The organism is Hymenobacter wooponensis (assembly GCF_004745865.1).
Lineage (GTDB): Bacteria > Bacteroidota > Bacteroidia > Cytophagales > Hymenobacteraceae > Hymenobacter > Hymenobacter wooponensis.
In genome coordinates this window covers 695,610-710,341 of the sequence record NZ_SRKZ01000002.1, presented here as the reverse complement: position 1 = coordinate 710,341, position 14,732 = coordinate 695,610, and the positions used below count along the sequence as shown (strand labels likewise).

Below are 14,732 nucleotides of genomic sequence, written 5' to 3'. Positions count from 1 at the left end.
GCCCAACACCCTAACAGCCATGTTTCACAGCCTTCAAACCTACCCCGGCCTCACCCAGGAGCAGCACCGCGCCCTGCCGCACGTTTCCAATACCGACCTCTCCGAGCTGAAAGCCCGGGTGCTGGGTCAGCTCCGCAACCCCAACCCCCAGGCTCTGGCCTACGGCTCGGCCTTCCACTCAGCCACCCTGGAGCCCCGCACCTACGCCCGCACCGCCGACAAATGTCCCTGGCAGGAGCTGGAGCAGTTGGCCCGCCACGTGCGCCGCCACCGCTACTGCCGCGACCTGCTGTACCGCGGCACCGCCGAGCTGACCCATACCGCCGTGCACACCGAAACCGGAGTAGGGGTGAAGGTGCGCCCCGACCTGCTGGTAGTCAGCCCCGCCGGCCGCCGCCGTACCCTCATCGACTTCAAAACCACCAGCTGCCGCAGCCGGGAGCAGTTCCTGGCTACCGTTGAGCAGTACGACTACGACCGCCAGGCCGCCCTCTACCTAGATGCCCTGCAGGCCAACCGCTTCCTGATTATCGGCGTGCAGAAGAAGGCCCCGCATGAGGTCTGGATTTTCGACATCAGCGCCGATGCGGCTCTGTTTGCCCAGGGCCGGAAGAAGTACCAACGGTTGCTACATGCATGTGCCGCGCAGGGTGGGGCTTTATGAGCGTAGTGTGCCTTGATGCACCTTCTTCCTGCAAAAGTCGTTTCTCTTTGAAAAAGTAAGTTATATGGCAGATGTACACTCGGCTGCTACCCGCAGCTATAACATGTCGCAGATTAAAGGAAAGAATACCAAACCCGAAATGCTGGTCCGCCAGTACCTCCACGCTCGCGGTCTGCGTTACCGTTTGCACGACAAGGGGCTGCCCGGTAAGCCTGACCTCGTACTGCCAAAATACAAAACGGTCGTCTTCGTTCAAGGGTGCTTCTGGCACCGTCATGAGGGTTGCCGCTACTTCGTAGTGCCCAAAACGCGCACCGAGTTCTGGCTGAACAAAATCAGCCGCAACGTCGTCAACGACGAGCGGCAGCAAGCCGGACTGACTGAAGCTGGTTGGAAAGTGCTGACAGTCTGGGAGTGCGAACTGAAACCGGCGGTGCGTGAACAAACGCTGGCGGAACTTTTTTCAAATATAACAAGCCAGGCATTTTAGCATTACAGGAATTTATTCCTTTCTTGCACGCGCGTAGCGCGCAGGATAGCGCGAAAACGCGACAAAGTTCTACAATGAATTATATTGATCTTTTCGCCGGAGCTGGCGGCTTGTCTGAGGGTTTTCTCCGTGCGGGGTTTACTCCCGTTGCGCACGTGGAGATGGATGCTGATGCCTGTAAAACGCTGAAAACTAGGCTTGCTTACTATCATTTGCGTGACAATAAAGGAATCAGTCATTACAAGGATTATCTGCGTGGCAAGATTTCATCTGAAAAACTTTACAGCTTCGTGCCGCCGGAGCAAATGGACTCTGTATTGAATCTGCCCATCAGCGCTGAAACGCAGGATGAAATCTTCGGCCGAATTGACAAACTGCTGGGTGAGGAGAAAGTAGATCTTATAATTGGAGGGCCTCCCTGTCAGGCTTACTCAGTGGCCGGCCGTGCGAGAAAGAAGGGGATGAAGACTGATCCGCGTAATTTTCTCTACGTACAGTACGCGCAGTATCTGCGCAAGTATGAACCTAGAATGTTTGTGTTTGAAAACGTTCTAGGCCTGCTCAGTGCTAAAAATGGGGAGCACCTGCGTAACATCCGACGTATTGTTGATAAGTACGGGTACGAAATGAGTATTCGGAAATTCAACGCCGGTGATTATGGAGTGCTGCAAAGCAGGGAGCGTCTTATCATCATAGGTTGGAGGAAGAACACAGGATTAGGCTATCCTAGTCTCAATACTAAACCGAAGGCCTATAAGGTTGACAATCTGCTGAGTGACTTGCCAGCTATTCAGCCAGGAGGCTCCAGCTCAGAGTACAAAACTGTAGCCCCTACCAACTACCTGCGCGACATGAACATTCGCCCTGTTCATTGGGATGTGTTGTCGCAGCACTTGGCCCGCCCTCATCTTGAGTCCGATATCAGAATCTATCGGCTGGTTATAGACCTTTGGGAAAAAGAGCAAAAGCGCCTCCGGTATGAAGACCTACCGCCGGAGCTGCAGACCCACAAGAACAAGAAAGGATTTAAAGATCGTTTCAAGGTAGTGGCCAAGGACCTGTCCTTGTCTCAGACGGTAGTGGCCCACATTCACAAGGACGGACACTACTATATTCACCCGTATGCAGAACAGGGGCGTTCCTTATCAGTAAGGGAGGCTGCAAGACTGCAATCCTTTCCTGACGACTACTACTTTGAGGGTTCCCGCACGGCGGCCTTCAAACAGATAGGTAATGCTGTGCCTCCGCTTCTGGCTGAGGAAATAGCTCGTCGTGTTAAGAACATGCTCGAAGGCAACGGCGTTTTTTGTAAGCTTCAACCACCAAAGGAGAAGTCAGCGGCTGTCAGGAAGACACCGGCTAAGAAAGTCAACAAGCCCGGGAAACAGACTGAGTTGTTCAAGCCGGAGAGGGCTTCGAAGCGTCAGACCACTATCCAGCCGCAGGTTCTCGCAGCTTCAGTATAAGGCGTAGGTATTCTCTGCCCGAACTACAGGGCAGGGAATACCTGCGCCTGAAGTATAGGGTGGCGCAACTATAAAAGTCAATTATTTTCAGCCTTGTTTGTACAAGTATGAGTGAGCTTATTCAGAACGGTATATTTGCCATACGGCCGGCAGGTCGCCACATTATCACAATCGGGGCTAACCTGATTAAGGACAAGTATGCTGCGGTTGTTGAATTGGTGAAGAATGCCTATGATGCTGACGCTAAAGAGGTAACTGTAGCCTTTTTCGGGGAAGAGTCCGAAGGGAAAGGTATTACTGTTGAGGTACGGGATACCGGCGACGGCATGTCTTTTGACAAAGTGGTAAACCAATGGATGGTGCCGTCCACTGACGATAAGGTACGCCATCCGGTGAGCCCTATGGGGCGCACGCGGCAGGGCAGCAAGGGCGTTGGGCGCTATGCAGCCTCAATACTGGGTAAAGAGCTTATCCTCGAGACAATCACACCAGAAGGGGAGCTTACAACTCTATACCTGATATGGGAAGATTTCGTCCGTGCACAATACCTGCAGGACGTTGGAATTCTGATTGAATCGACAACCACTGACCGACCCAAAGGCACTTCCCTTCGCTTGACAGGGGATGCATTGTGGACTGATAAGGAAATAGCCAGTCTGCAGTTTGAGCTTCGCAAACTGGTGGCCCCTTCAATCGACGATGATGAGCAGGAGTCGGAGATAGAGCGGGAATTCACAATAAAGCTTGAATTTGATGAGTCGTGGCCAGGTGTATACTCTGGTCTGAAAAAGGACATAGAGCCTTTCCCGATCATCAAGTTTTACGATTACCGTATTTGGGGGCATGTGGACTCAGCTGGACGAGCGACACTGCATTACCATAACAACCGGGTTGGTGATACTACAGTCACGGACCTGAACTTCGAAATCCGGTTGCCCGAAGACCCCAGGTACGACCTTAGTTACTGCGGTCCGATTGATGTGGATTTCCGGGTGTATGACCGTGAACCACAAGCCATTCAGAACCTGATTGAACGGGGTTTATCGGATCCTGAATCGGGGGAGCCAATCGGTAAACGGATGGCAACAAACCTCCTGAACGAGTACCACGGCATTGGGGTATACCGTAATGGGTTCCGGATTCGCCCATTAGGTGACCCCGGCTTTGACTGGCTTTCGCTCGATAAACGCCGTGTTCAGAATCCTTCCCTGCGCATCGGCAGTAACCAAGTCATCGGCTTCACCCGCATTGCATCCGAAGCAGAGTCCGGTCTGCAGGAGAAGAGTGCCCGGGATGGAATCAAAGAGGATGCAGCCTATTTCGGTCTGATTGAAATCAGTCGTCAGGTACTGAACGTATTGGAAAACAAGAGGTTTGATTACCGTCTTAAGTCAGGTCTGGGAAGGACCCAACGGGACATAGACGGTAAAGTAGACTCATTATTTCGCCTCGAGGACCTGAAAAGGAAAGTAGAAAAAACCTTGTTAGCCGGCGGCGTTGATAGCAAAACCCAGCAAAAGATTATTGCCCTCATTGACACTCAGCAGGAAAGCAATGCTAAAACAGCTGATGCTATCAAACGCATCGTAGCTACTTATCAGGGTCAGGCAACTATTGGTAAGATTGTCCACATTGTATTGCACGAGGGGCGCAAGCCAATCAGTTACTTCAAGAACGCGGCAAAGTTTATTTCCACATCTGCCACACAGCTCGCTCAAAGATTTGATCAGGAGCAACTGGAGGAAGTTGTAGAACGCGCCAAAGGCTTTGAATTGCAGTCAAACATCATATCCGGACTGTTTAGCAGACTTGATCCACTGGCTGCGCGCAGAGGGGATAAGAAGGTTGAGTTTAAGCTTGCAAAAGCTGTTTCCAATGCGTTGGCTGTCTTTGAGTCAGAACTAGCAAATAGCAGTATAACCTATACAGTAGAGTGTGACGACACTTTGAATTTCTATGGGTGGGCTGTTGATTTTCAGGCTGCGTTAACCAACTTGGTCGATAATAGTATCTATTGGCTTAATACTGTTGATGAGCCACGCACGATTTCTATTAAAGTCGCCAAGACTGACGATTTGCTGCGTCTTGAGTATCGTGATAATGGCCCCGGTATTCCGGAGGAATACATAAAAAGCCAAGTCATCTTTGAACCCGAGTTTACTACTAAAACCGAATCAGGTAGTGGGCTTGGTCTGGCTATAGCGGGTGAAGCCGTTGCCCGTAATGGAGGTAAGCTGATTGCTGAATACCCAGACCAAGATAGAGGTGTCTTCTTCGTTATGCAGTTCGTTCTCAAATAGAATAATGAAAAAAGTACTAACAGTCTTGGTTGTCGAAGACGATGCTAACGAATACCAAGCAGTTGTCGACGCCGTAAAAAACTCTAACCGGCAGGAGAAAATTGACAATGGCGAGGATGGTGTTCAAATCGAACTTCGTCAAGCTAGAACGTTTGAAGAGGCTGAGAGGGAGTTGGCTACGCCCGGGCAGTCCTTTGACGCGGCAATCATAGACCTGAAACTTGCTAACGATACAGGGCCAAGCGACTTAGAGGATGCTGACAAGATGGGGGGGCGTCTCGTAGTCGATCTGATTTTCAAGTTATTTCAGTTGCCGATGTTCGTGTACACCGGTACTCCCGGTCACATAGAGTCGTTGCGCGACAGAGAAAGCCCGTTTTTCAAGATACACAAACGGGGAGGGGATGTCTTGGTAGCAGATATCATATCTGACATCTTGACTATCCACAAGGGCGGTTTGCTGAATCTGCTTGGCGATGATGGCGTAATACAGACCTTTGGGAAACACTTTCACGAGATTTTCTGGACGCACCTCGCCCCTGCGGGTGAATACTGGCTGATCGAAGAAAACAGGGAAGCGCTGAAGCGTTATGTGGCTCAACACATGATGGAGTACCTGGAGCGCAGCCCGGACCCTGCTCATGCCGGGTTCATTCCAATGCATCCAGCAGAAACATATATAGCGCCTTCTATCAAGGAGAAAGTTTTTACTGGTGATATCCTACGCGAAGCCAGCACCGGAAGATTGTGGCTGGTTCTTACTCCTGCCTGTGATATTGTCTTCCAGAAAAAAGTTGCTGACGCCTCAGTTGCTGGTGGCATCCGCTACGTGAGGAAAGCTGATTTTATAACACTGGCACATCTTACGCCTTGGAGAGAAATGCCTGATATCAAAGATTATAACGGAGATATTGTTGCTAATCACGTCAAAAAGCTAAAGGAGCATACGAGTAATCAACGTTACGCTTTCCTGCCCAAGCACAAAAGGCTTGAGGCCTCATTCATTGATTTTCAGAAGCTGCTTTCAGTGCCTGAGCCAGACATCGACACAGCAAAGTTTGAAAGGGTCGCAGCCGTTTCAGGACCATTTATTAAGGATATCATCGCCCGGTTCTCTTATTACTACTCGCGGCAGGGTGCTCCCTCACTGAGCGGGACTATGGTGGATTGGATATAAATCCGCTTCCTGACTGCCAGCTAAAGCCAGCTTGTATATTATGTGCCTTTATAGCACGTTGAGTTCTGACTGAATTATTCTCTAATCATGCCTGCCGCGCCAGACCGTTCAGCAGTAGCTGTCGTCGCCTATTATTTTGCCCGTTTTGATAATTCAGCATACCAGAGATTAGGGTATCTGACTTGGCGCGAGGCCTATGCTGACGTAGGTGCCAAACTCGGTGTAAAGGGCTCGTATGTCAAGAACCGGCGTGATGGCTTTGACCCGCTATTTACCTGGCGCCGCGGTTGGTGGCAGCGTCCCCTGTCCGCATCCGAAGCTCATATTCACAGCCTGCTCGCCGATGTTGATGAGGCAGCATTATACGTTCTTGTTTCGCGTCTGTTAGCTGATGCAGAATCGGCAGAAGGTCGTCTACTGACCGGAGTACTTTCTATAGCAAGCCCTGGGCCCGTTCAGCAGCAGAGTTCGGGAAACCAGCGCGCTATAACCGGTGCTGCCGCAGAAGAATTGTTTATTGAACTGCATATCAAAGGCAAGAGCGGGTTTGTAGGTGAGTTATTAGACAAACGGCTTGCCGGAGAAGGATACGACTTCTTATTGAAAAATCCGGACGAACCTGACCAGTACATTGAGCTGAAGGGTACTGCCGGTCAGAATGGAGGAATCTCCTTTACTTCCAAAGAATGGGATGTAGCGCAAGCTAAAGGAGATCGGTTCTGGCTTGTGGTGATGAGCAGCGTGCACGATAAACCCACTCTGCAAATCATCAACAATCCTGCTGCGTGTTTACGGGCTCAACAGAGTTTTCACACTGTCATACAGACCAGCTGGCGGGTCACAGCCGCAGATTTGAATAGTAATAGTGACCCCATACTATGAACTCTACTCATCTTCCCTTTGAGGAGGCCGGCCCGCGCGCAGACGCTATGCTCGAAACGCTGCGCTCTATCGGCTACACGCTAGATACTGCTGTAGCTGATATTATAGACAACAGCATAGCCGCCGGTGCCACTCTGGTTCAGCTGGAGATGATCTGGCAGGGGCAGGAATCCACCTTGTCGATAGCGGACAATGGCCGTGGAATGGATGCTGAGGCGCTACGCGAGGCTATGCGTCCGGGCAGCCGTCACCCCGGCCAGGCACGCCACAAAGACGACCTGGGCCGTTTTGGTCTGGGCCTGAAAACGGCATCTTTCTCGCAGTGCCGACGCTTCACGGTGCTGTCTAAACCGGCTGGGGGTGAGGTAAGCTACCGGTGCTGGGATCTGGACTATGTGAACCAAGCAAAAGCGTGGAACCTGCTGTGTCATGTCTCCGACGAAACCCTGATAGAGCAGCTGGACGCACAGGAGCAGGGCACCATCGTTTTCTGGGAAAAGCTGGACCGGCTGGTAAATGAGCTGCAGTATGGCAACCCGCAACACGAGGCAATATTCGGCAACTACGTCAAACTGGTAGAACACCACCTGTCAATGGTCTTCCACCGGTACATGGAAGACGGCAGCCTGAGCATTGAGGTAAACGGGCAGAAGCTGACGCCCTGGGATCCGTTCCTTTCGGCCGAACCTTCCACGCAACGGCTGCCCGAGGAAACCCTGTTTAACGGTAAGGTGACGGTGCGCCCCTATATCCTGCCGCACCACCGGCGCTTGAGCCACCCGGACTTGTTTGACCAAGCTGGCGGCCTGCGCGGCTGGAATGCCCACCAGGGATTCTACATCTACCGCAACCGCCGTCTGCTGGTCGCTGGCGACTGGCTGAATCTGTTCCGGCGCGAGGAGCACTGCAAACTGGCCCGTATTATGGTCGACCTACCCAACACGCTCGACAGCGAGTGGCAGATTGACATCCGCAAAGCCCAGTCCCATCCCCCGGCGATACTACGGAACGACCTGCGCCGCATTGGTACCCGTGCCCGCACCCAGGCCGTCGAAGTCTACCGGGCGCGGGGAAAACGCCTGAAGCATACGCACAGCGTAGGCTTTACCCCTGTGTGGCACGAGAACGTGCGCCTCGGTCAGCGTCACTATACTATCAACCGGCAGCACCCGCTGGTTCTGGATCTGCTCAACCGCTATAAAGGGGCCGAAGCGTCCGGCCTGCTGCACGCGGTATTCCGCATGATTGAGGAAACGGTACCGGTGCCGCTGATTGTGCTCAGCGAGGCCGAAAAACCGCGCGAACAGGCTCTGCCCTACGAGGGTGTCAGCGACCAAGAGATTCTGCCGCTGATGCTGGACCTGTACAAAGACTTCCGCGCGGCCGGTCGGAGCCCGGCGGAAGTGCGCCAGCTGCTGCTCAGCACCGAACCCTTCAACTACTTCCCCCACCTCCTCGACCAACTGCCTGATGTCTGAGAATTACGAAGATATCCTGAGCGTGGCTATAACCATGCTCACCCCCAAACCGCACAAAACCCCGGCAGTTATCGATGAGACGGTGACCCGGTTGACCATACTGTACCCGGAAGTAGACACCGAGCGGCTGAAAGCTGACCTGCTGCTGCATTTCCGCGTCCGCTCGTTGCCATACTCGTTTCTGGAAGACCGCACCCGCCGGCAGCCTTGGCTTGACCGGGAGCGGGAGAACATCAAATGGCGCTTCTGGGGCCGCTACCGTGACTACCTGCAGTTTGACCGGCGGATGGCTGCTAACACTGTAGACAAGCTGGGCGACCTAACCGACGACGTACTTGACCGCCTGGGAAACCCGCGTGACCGGGAGCCTTTTGACCGCCGTGGAATGGTAGTCGGGCAGGTGCAGTCCGGTAAGACGGCCAATTACACCGGACTGACAGCCAAAGCTGCCGATGCCGGCTACAAGCTCATCATTGTGCTGGCTGGTATTCACAGCAGCCTGCGCAGTCAGACGCAGGAGCGCATCGATGAAGGTTTTGTAGGCTACAACACCGAGGACGCGCGTACCCACAAGACCGGCAACCACTGGATAGGTGTAGGTAAGCGTAAGCGCGACGTGCCCGCGCACTCCCTGACTACCAGCGCGCTTAACGGGGACTTCAAAACCAACGTGGCAGACCGGGTACCGACCAATATTTTTGGCTCAGACCCGGTTGTGATAGTCGTTAAGAAGAACCTTAGCATTCTGCGCAACCTTATCATGTGGCTGGCCAACAAAGGTGAGCTGAACGAAAAGGGGTACCGGACAATCAGTGACCTGCCGCTGCTGCTTATTGATGACGAGGCCGACAACGCTTCCATCAACGTTAGCAAGGAGAGCATTTCAGAAATCAACGGACTGATCCGCGTACTGCTGTCCTTATTTGAGCAACGTTCCTACGTAGGGTACACAGCTACGCCGTTTGCCAACATTTTCATCCCTCTGCTGTCCCAGGCTGATTTTGAAAACCTGAACAAAACCCTGCGCGTCGGCAAGCAGACGCTCGAAACGGCCATAGGCCAGGAGCTGTTCCCCCGCGACTTCATTGCTAACATTCCGCCGCCCAGCAACTACATCGGGCCTGATAAGATTTTCGGTATCGGGGAGCCTGATGATGACGAAGAAGGGTCGCACGAAAATGTGTTGCCGGTGGTGCGCGAAATCATTCCGCAGTCGGACGAAAACCCGGATGGTGACAACTATCCGGTGATTTTTCCCAACAAGCACCGGAAAGATGATCCGTTACCGGAAGAACTACCCGATTCGCTGCAGGAAGCTGTATTGCATTTCTTTCTGACCTGCGCCGCCCGCGTGGTCCGTGGCCAGGGCCGGCAGCACAGCTCCATGCTGATTCATATTTCTCATTTCGTCCGGTGGCAGAACAAAACCGGAGAGCTGGTCAGTGATTTTCTGAGCGACTGCCGGTCCAAGCTGGCCTTGCGCAAAAACTCCCTGGAGCCTCAGCTGAAGAAAATATGGGAGGAGGAGTACGAGCCCGTTACAGCCCGTTTCATCGATGAAAAACTAGTAGACGACCCCAACATCAAGCGGGTAAGCTGGGAGGCCGTGCGCAAGCAGCTACGCCCCACGCTCGACCGGATTAAGGTACGCGTGGTGCACGGCACGCCCAGCCGCACCGGCGACCCCCTGCACCTGCCGCTCGACTACAATGATTTTGATGGCACGGGGCTGTTCGTCATTGCGGTCGGCGGAAATAAACTTTCCCGCGGCCTCACGCTGGAAGGGCTCTGCGTCAGTTACTACCTGCGGGCGTCGAAGATGTACGACACCCTGATGCAGATGGGCCGCTGGTTTGGCTACCGTCCCGGCTACGTGGACCTGTGCCGCCTGTTCACCAGCCCCGAAATCATCAGCTGGTACCGGCATATTACGCTGGCCACCGAAGAGCTGCGGCAGGAGTTTGACCGCATGGTGCGCATCGGCAGCACGCCCGAGAAGTACGGCCTGAAAATCCGTTCCAAGCCTGGTGTGCTGCAGGTCACAGCGGCCAACCGGATGCGTGGTGCGTGGCCGTTACAGCTCAGCTTTGCCGGTGAGCTGATGGAAACCTATGCCTTCCCGCGGCACAACCCCGATTTCATCCGCGCCAACTACACCGCTGCCTACAACATGGTGGCCGGCTTGGGCACCCCGAAGCCGATAGGCAACCAACGTCACGCCTGGCGCGATGTGCCCGCTGAAGTGGTAATAAATTTCCTGCTGGCGTACCGCACGCTGCAGCGCAACATCGAGCCGGTAAAGCTTACCGACTACATCAGCAAACAGCAACCGGATGGTCGTCTGACCAACTGGACTGTCATTCTGATGGAAGCCGATAACAAGAAGACCATCGACGTTGATTTTGAGATTGACGGCACCATCACGCCGGTGCGCACCACATTGCGTAACGCGGCGGGCTCCAATCCTAAGCCGGGAGAAGTGGCCAAGGTCAGCACCACGGAATACGTCATTCCCAAAGCCCACATTATCAGCCCCCGGCACGAGTACCTGGACCTCGACAAAAAGGCCGTCGAGGAAGCATTAGAGGAAACGCAGGCAGACCGGCCCGCGGCCACCATTCCCTCTGGGGAGTTCGTGCGTGGCAAACGGCCTGCCTCCGAAGCCTTACTGCTGCTGTATCCGCTCGACCCGGAACCGGCAGGGTACGACCGAGCCGAAGGTGTGCCGGTGATGGGTTATGCCATTAGCTTCCCTCGCCTGAAAAAGGATAAGAAAGTAACATACATGGGCAACGCGCAGCTGCTGGATGAATTCCTGAATGAGGATGAAGACACCATCGACGCCGAAGCCGAAGACCAGGTAAGCCGGGATGATGAGTAACCCAGGATCCGCTGCCGACCTGTCAGCCATCTGGCAGGGCCTGCTGGCAAGTCTGCCCCCTGAGGGTGAGCTGCTGGCCATGCCCTGTCTGCCCGCTGACCCTGCCAGCCCGCTTTCTGCAGGGCTGCTGCACATGCCGTCCGGGGCGTTGTGCCGGGTGCTCATGCTGGCGTTGCCCGTGCGGCTGCGCACCCGCGTTGCCGCTGACCGGCAGCACGCCGGCCTGAGCCTGGAGCCGCTGCCCGACCCGGACGACCCGGGCACGACTTTTCAGCTGGCTCTCATCCTGACCGACGACCGTTTCGCGGACATCTTCGCCATCCTAGCCGCAGATATCGTGGCCGCCGTCAGCGCCACCACTGACAGCGTGGCCCGGTTGCGGGCTTTCACTGCGCAGCTGGCTCGCTGGCGCGACCTGTTCAGCGCATTTAACCCGGTCGGCCTGAGCGGCCCGGCCCGGCAGGGCCTATTCGGCGAATTACACCTGATGCGTGAGCTGCTGGCCGCCGGCGTGCCACCACAGTCAGTAGTTACAGCGTGGACCGGTCCGCTCCGTGATCCGCAGGATTTTCATTTTGGCCCGGTGGCGCTGGAGGTGAAAACAACCAGCGGCAACAGCACCGCCTTCCAAGTAAGTGGCGCTGCGCAGCTGGATGAAACCCCGTTTGAGCAACTGTTACTGTTTCATCTGGCCCTCGAAGTCACGGAGAGAAGCGGCGAATCATTGCCGCTGCTGGTGGCACACCTGCGGTCTGTGGTCAGCGAAGTGCCCGAAGCGGCCCGGCTGTTTGAAACCCGGCTGCAGCAGGCCGGCTATTTCGAGGCGCAGGCCACCCGCTACGAAGGTGAAGGCTACCGCATCCGGCAGACAACCCCGGCGGTAGTCCGCGACGACTTTCCCTGTATCCGGGCTACCGGGCTCACGCCCGGCGTGGGTAACGTGACTTACACGGTATCCACCGACCACATTTTACCTTTTCAGATTACGTTTGCCGACCTGCTAAGCATAGTTCAGTCCCATGTCTGATACAGAAGAACTCAACGGATTCCTGACCGACCTGAATCAGGAAGTCCGGGCGCTGGTGGAGATAGAGAAGGAGGAGGGGGCGCTGCTGGAAGAAAAAGCTACTGAATACCTGATAGGCCTGCTGGCTGATGCCGGCGAGACGGAGAATGCCCGCGTCTGTACCAGCATCAAGGCCAATAAGGCCCACCAGATTCAGCATAAAATCAACGGCTACGCGCTCAGCGAGGATTTCGAGACGGTAGACCTGTTTATCACGTTTTTTCAGGAGACCACCGAAGCCCGTTCGTTCGTGAAAACGGACGTGACCACGGCCGCCAATCAGTCGGAGCGTTTTCTGAAGAACGTATTCAATGGCTACCGCGACGAGATTGACGAATCGGCGCCCGCCTATGAGCTGGCACAGGTGCTGTTCGACAATGCCGGTAAAGTAGTCCGGGCCCGCATCTTTATTCTGACCAACGCCCGGCTGACATCTGATGCGGCATTGCCAGACCGCCGCCTGAACCAGACAGTTCAGGTGCAGTACCATATCTGGGATCTGGACCGGTTTCACCGGCTCTGGACGAGCCGCAACCGGCGTGAACCCATTGAAATAGAATTTGAGCGGAGCCATGGTCAGCCGCTTAATTGCCTGCCGATGCCAGTCAGCAACAATGACTATCAGTCCTACCTAGCCATCGTGCCTGGTACGCTGCTGGCAGAAATGTATGAGCGGTACGGGGCCCGCCTGCTGGAGCAGAATGTCCGTTCCTTCCTCGACTTCACGGGTGCGGTCAACAAGGGTATCCGCAATACTATTAAGACCGCCCCACACCGTTTTCTGGCCTATAACAACGGTATTGCCGCCACGGCCGAGCAGGTAGATGTACGTCAGCTGCCGGGCGGCGGCTGGGGTATCCATAGTGTTCGTGACCTGCAGATTGTGAATGGCGGCCAGACTACCGCTGCCATCTTTCGCACCCAGCGCCAGGACCGGGCCGACATCAGCAGTGTCTTCGTGCAGATGAAGCTGACGGTGTTGCGCCGGCCCGAGGACATGGACGAAATCATTCCGCTCATCTCGCAGTACGCCAACAGCCAGAACGGAATCCAAGCTGCCGACCTGTCGGCCAACAACAAATTCAACCGGCAGCTCGAAAAGATTTCCCGTGCCTGCTGGGCGCCGCCGGCACCCAATACCACCGTGCAGACCCGTTGGTTTTTCGAGCGGGCCCGCGGCCAGTACAAGGTGGCGCTTAACCGCGAGCTGACTCCCAAGCGGCGTAAAGCTTTCGAGCACCAGAACCCGCGCAAACAGCTCTTCACGAAGGAGATGGTAGCAAAATTTGAGCATACCTGGGGCGGCCTGCCCTGGCTGGTGGCGCGTGGTGCTCAGAAAAACTATGCCGAGTACCTGAAGAAGCTGGGCAAGGACTATCAGCCTAACAGCATTTTCTTCGAGGATTTAATAGCCAAGGCTATTCTGTTCCGGGCTGCTGATCAGGAATATGGCCGGGGTGCTACCAAACTGGGTGACTACAAATTCCTGACCGTGCCCTACACCTTGGCCTGGCTCAATCATGTGACTGCCGGCCGGATCGACCTGTACAAAATCTGGAAGGAGCAGGATGTATCCGAAGCCTTACGGTCGGTTATTAACAGTACCCTGCGCTTCGTGGATAACTATCTGCAGCAAAGCGCGGGCACCAAGCTGGTGAGTGAACGGGCCAAGCAGGAAGACTGCTGGCTGCTGCTGCGTGATGCCTCTGTTCCCAAGGACAAGCTGCAGCAACTGCTGACAAAGCTGCAGGGTGACTTTTCCGACCCGCAGCAACAGCAGAAACGCTACCGCCAGACGAACGATGACTTGGCGGCAGAGGAACGCCGGCAACAGGAGGAAATGCTCCGGGCCCTGGGAGCGGAGGCGTGGGAAATCATTGAGCAATGGGGCCGCCAGTCCAATCTGCTTTCCCAGCACAAACGGGACCGGTGCAACAGCATCGGACGCAATATCACCCGTAACCGACATCTCACCGACAGCGAGGTTGAAACGGGGCAGTTTATCATCGATTTGCTGCTGGAGCACAACCCCGGGTTGCTCGACCAGTTACAGGAACAGGAACAGCCAGCTGCTGCACCTGCTGGAAAAGAGGTACAGGTTAATCTCACACAGGAGCTGGTTGCCAAATTGTTTGACTGGGAAAAGAAAAACAAAGCCCTGGCACTGCGGGACGTCGAGTTTCTGAAAACAACCATGCGGGAGAAGTTCCCGGTTGGGAAGTTCAAAGCCGTCCGCCTGCATCAGATTGTTGAAAAAGCGGCCCGTTACGGCTTCACCGTTTCCGCCTGATAAAACCAGCCCGGGAGCTTATTCCAAGCAAAAGGCCA

10 protein-coding genes are annotated in these 14,732 nt (G+C 54.8%); all 10 read left to right on the top strand.

Features of this window, described 5'->3' with window-relative positions; translation table 11 throughout:
• Nucleotides 1-19: 19 nt before the first annotated feature.
• The 10 genes from EU557_RS09190 to EU557_RS09145 all read left to right on the top strand — a co-directional run bounded on the left by EU557_RS09190 (nucleotide 20) and on the right by EU557_RS09145 (nucleotide 14,694).
• Entirely contained in the window at nucleotides 20-664 is a 645-nt protein-coding gene (locus EU557_RS09190; protein ID WP_135530083.1) for a PD-(D/E)XK nuclease-like domain-containing protein, read from the top strand.
• Between the two features lie 64 nt (nucleotides 665-728).
• Nucleotides 729-1,154, top strand: coding sequence for a very short patch repair endonuclease (locus tag EU557_RS09185; RefSeq protein ID WP_135530082.1), 426 nt, complete (start codon nucleotides 729-731; stop codon nucleotides 1,152-1,154).
• Nucleotides 1,155-1,228: 74 nt separating this feature from the next.
• A complete protein-coding gene (locus tag EU557_RS09180) occupies nucleotides 1,229-2,620 on the top strand; it encodes a DNA cytosine methyltransferase (protein ID WP_135530081.1) in 1,392 nt (463 codons plus the stop codon).
• Nucleotides 2,621-2,727: 107 nt separating this feature from the next.
• Nucleotides 2,728-4,920, top strand: coding sequence for a sensor histidine kinase (locus EU557_RS09175; protein ID WP_135530080.1), 2,193 nt, complete (start codon nucleotides 2,728-2,730; stop codon nucleotides 4,918-4,920).
• A 4-nt stretch (nucleotides 4,921-4,924) separates the two neighbouring features.
• Nucleotides 4,925-6,097 carry a hypothetical protein gene (locus tag EU557_RS09170; RefSeq protein WP_135530079.1) on the top strand — a complete coding sequence of 391 codons (1,173 nt, stop codon included), beginning with the start codon at nucleotides 4,925-4,927 and terminating at the stop codon, nucleotides 6,095-6,097.
• Nucleotides 6,098-6,184: 87 nt separating this feature from the next.
• Complete coding sequence (locus tag EU557_RS09165) at nucleotides 6,185-6,979, top strand: protein NO VEIN domain-containing protein (protein ID WP_135530078.1); 795 nt, start codon at nucleotides 6,185-6,187, stop codon at nucleotides 6,977-6,979.
• A complete protein-coding gene (locus EU557_RS09160; RefSeq protein WP_135530077.1) occupies nucleotides 6,976-8,457 on the top strand; it encodes an ATP-binding protein in 1,482 nt (493 codons plus the stop codon). The genes EU557_RS09165 and EU557_RS09160 overlap by 4 nt, the downstream gene beginning before the upstream one ends.
• Nucleotides 8,450-11,338: a Z1 domain-containing protein gene (locus tag EU557_RS09155; protein WP_135530076.1), complete on the top strand. Its 2,889-nt coding sequence runs from the start codon at nucleotides 8,450-8,452 to the stop codon at nucleotides 11,336-11,338. The genes EU557_RS09160 and EU557_RS09155 overlap by 8 nt, the downstream gene beginning before the upstream one ends.
• Complete coding sequence (locus tag EU557_RS09150) at nucleotides 11,328-12,365, top strand: PD-(D/E)XK motif protein (protein ID WP_135530075.1); 1,038 nt, start codon at nucleotides 11,328-11,330, stop codon at nucleotides 12,363-12,365. Before EU557_RS09155 ends, EU557_RS09150 begins: the two co-directional genes overlap by 11 nt.
• Complete coding sequence (locus EU557_RS09145) at nucleotides 12,358-14,694, top strand: AIPR family protein (RefSeq protein WP_135530074.1); 2,337 nt, start codon at nucleotides 12,358-12,360, stop codon at nucleotides 14,692-14,694. Before EU557_RS09150 ends, EU557_RS09145 begins: the two co-directional genes overlap by 8 nt.
• Nucleotides 14,695-14,732 lie beyond the last annotated feature (38 nt).